This is a genomic window from Bradyrhizobium vignae (assembly GCF_004114425.1).
Taxonomy (GTDB): domain Bacteria; phylum Pseudomonadota; class Alphaproteobacteria; order Rhizobiales; family Xanthobacteraceae; genus Bradyrhizobium; species Bradyrhizobium vignae.
In genome coordinates this window covers 1-2,817 of sequence record NZ_RDQF01000126.1, presented here as the reverse complement: position 1 = coordinate 2,817, position 2,817 = coordinate 1, and the positions used below count along the sequence as shown (strand labels likewise).

3 protein-coding genes are annotated in these 2,817 nt (G+C 65.5%); all 3 read left to right on the top strand.

Annotation, left to right across the window (positions count from 1 at the left end):
- On the top strand, window positions 1-1,053 hold a 1,053-nt coding region (locus EAV90_RS38925), incomplete at its 5' end, for a Re/Si-specific NAD(P)(+) transhydrogenase subunit alpha (RefSeq protein WP_129146454.1).
- Between the two features lie 11 nt (window positions 1,054-1,064).
- Complete coding sequence (locus EAV90_RS38920; RefSeq protein WP_091888212.1) at window positions 1,065-1,382, top strand: proton-translocating transhydrogenase family protein; 318 nt, start codon at window positions 1,065-1,067, stop codon at window positions 1,380-1,382.
- A gap of 39 nt (window positions 1,383-1,421) precedes the next feature.
- A partial coding sequence (locus EAV90_RS38915; RefSeq protein ID WP_164937303.1) for an NAD(P)(+) transhydrogenase (Re/Si-specific) subunit beta occupies window positions 1,422-2,817 on the top strand: 1,396 nt, incomplete at its 3' end.

The window sequence follows — 2,817 nt, the reverse complement described above, 5'->3', positions numbered from 1 at the left end:
TTCAAGGCGCTGGGCGCCGAGGTTGCTGTCGAGCCGGGTGCCGGTATCAAGTCGGGCCTGCCGGATTCCGAGTTCACCGCCGCCGGTGCCACCGTCAGCGCCGATGCGCTCAAGGACGCGGATATCATCATCAAGGTGAAACGCCCGGAGGCGTCCGAGCTTTCGCAGTACAAGCGCGGCGCGCTCGTCATCGCCATCATGGATCCCTATGGCAACGAGGCTGCGCTGAGGGCTATGGCCGATGCCGGCGTTGCTGCCTTCGCGATGGAATTGATGCCGCGCATCACCCGCGCGCAGGTGATGGACGTGCTGTCCTCGCAGGCCAACCTTGCGGGCTACCGCGCCGTGATCGAGGGCGCCGAGGCGTTCGGCCGCGCCTTCCCGATGATGATGACCGCGGCCGGCACCGTGCCCGCGGCGAAGGTGTTCGTGATGGGCGTCGGCGTCGCCGGCCTCCAGGCGATCGCGACCGCGCGCCGCCTCGGCGCGGTGGTCACCGCAACCGACGTCCGGCCCGCGACCAAGGAGCAGGTGGAATCGCTCGGTGCGAAATTCCTCGCCGTCGAGGACGAGGAGTTCAAGAACGCGCAGACGGCCGGCGGCTACGCCAAGGAAATGTCCAGGGAATACCAGGCCAAGCAGGCCGCGCTCACCGCCGAGCACATCAAGAAGCAGGACATCGTGATCACCACCGCGCTGATCCCGGGCCGCCCGGCGCCGAAGCTCGTCAGTGCCGACATGGTCAGGTCGATGAAGCCGGGCTCGGTGCTGGTCGATCTCGCCGTCGAGCGCGGCGGCAATGTCGAAGGCGCCAAGGCCGGCGAGGTCGTCGATCTCGATGGCATCAAGATCGTCGGCTACACCAACGTCGCCGGCCGCGTCGCGGCCTCGGCTTCCAGCCTCTATGCCCGCAATCTGTTCTCCTTCATCGAGACCATGGTCGACAAGAAGGAGAAGCAGCTCGCCGTGAACTGGGACGACGAGCTCGTCAAGGCGACCGCGCTGACGAAAGACGGTGCCGTGATCCACCCGAACTTCCAGCCGAAGGTTTAAGGAGACCCGTCATGGAGCATGTTGCACAGGTCGTCGACCCCTTCATCTTCCGGCTGTCGATCTTCGTCCTCGCCGTCTTCGTCGGCTATTTCGTGGTGTGGTCGGTGACGCCGGCGCTGCACACGCCGCTGATGAGCGTGACCAACGCGATCTCCTCGGTGATTGTGGTCGGCGCGCTGCTCGCGGTCGGCGTCGGCATGGTTTCGAGCGGCTCGGGCTGGGCGCGCGGCTTCGGCTTCGTCGCGCTCATCTTCGCCTGCGTGAACATTTTTGGCGGCTTCCTTGTCACCCAGCGCATGCTGGCGATGTACAAGAAGAAGTCGAAGTAAGCGGCCACCTCGGGCTGAAGGGATCAATGGGGACCTGAGATGAGCGCCAATCTCTCTGCATTCTTGTATCTCGTGGCGGGGGTGCTGTTCATCCTGTCGCTGCGCGGGCTGTCGAGCCCGGCATCGTCGCGCCAGGGCAATCTGTTCGGCATGATCGGCATGGCGATCGCGGTCGCCACCACGCTGGCCAATCATCCGCCGGCGGATGGCCTCGCCTGGGTGCTGGTCATCCTCGCCGTCGCGATCGGCGGGGGCATCGGCGCGGTGATCGCGCGGCGCGTGCCGATGACCTCGATGCCGGAGCTGGTCGCCGCCTTCCACTCGCTGGTCGGCATGGCCGCGGTGCTGGTCGCGGCGGGAGCATATTATGCGCCCGAAGCCTTCGATATCGGTACGCCCGGGCACATCCACACCCAGAGCCTGGTCGAGATGTCGCTCGGCGTCGCCATCGGCGCGCTGACCTTCACCGGCTCGGTGATCGCCTTCCTGAAGCTGTCTGCCCGCATGAGCGGTGCGCCGATCATCCTGCCGGCGCGGCACCTCATCAACATCGCGCTCGCGATTGCGCTCGTCGTGTGCATCGTCGGCCTCGTGATGACCGGCAGCCCGGTGTTCTTCTGGCTGAACGTCATCCTGGCACTCTTGCTCGGCGTGCTCATGATCATCCCGATCGGCGGCGCCGACATGCCGGTCGTGATCTCGATGCTGAACTCCTACTCCGGCTGGGCCGCGGCCGGCATCGGCTTCACGCTCGGCAACTCCGCGCTGATCATCACCGGCGCGCTGGTCGGCTCGTCGGGCGCAATCCTGTCCTACATCATGTGCCACGCGATGAACCGGTCGTTCATCTCGGTCATCCTCGGCGGCTTCGGCGGCGAGACCGCTGCCGCCGGCGGCGGTACGGGCGAGCAGAAGCCGGCCAAGCTCGGTTCGGCGGACGACGCCGCCTTCATCATGAAGAACGCCTCCAAGGTCATCATCGTGCCCGGCTACGGCATGGCGGTGGCGCAGGCTCAGCACGCGCTGCGCGAAATGGCCGATGTCTTGAAGAAGGAAGGCGTCGAGGTGAAATACGCCATTCACCCGGTCGCCGGCCGCATGCCGGGCCACATGAACGTGCTGCTCGCCGAAGCCAACGTGCCCTATGACGAGGTGTTCGAGCTCGAGGACATCAACTCCGAGTTCGCGCAGGCCGACATCGCCTTCGTGATCGGCGCCAACGATGTCACCAATCCGGCTGCGGAAGAGGATAAGTCCTCTCCGATCTACGGCATGCCGGTGCTCCAGGTCTGGAAGGCCGGTACGGTGATGTTCATCAAGCGCTCGCTGGCCTCCGGCTATGCCGGCATCGACAACCCGCTATTCTATCGCGACAACACCATGATGCTGCTCGGCGACGCCAAGAAGGTCACCGAGAACATCGTCAAGGCGATGT

Bases quoted from the DNA above. Each gene is read 5' to 3' on its own strand.
- EAV90_RS38920 (WP_091888212.1), top strand. From the start codon at position 1,065: ATGGAGCATGTTGCACAGGTCGTCGACCCCTTCATCTTCCGGCTGTCG.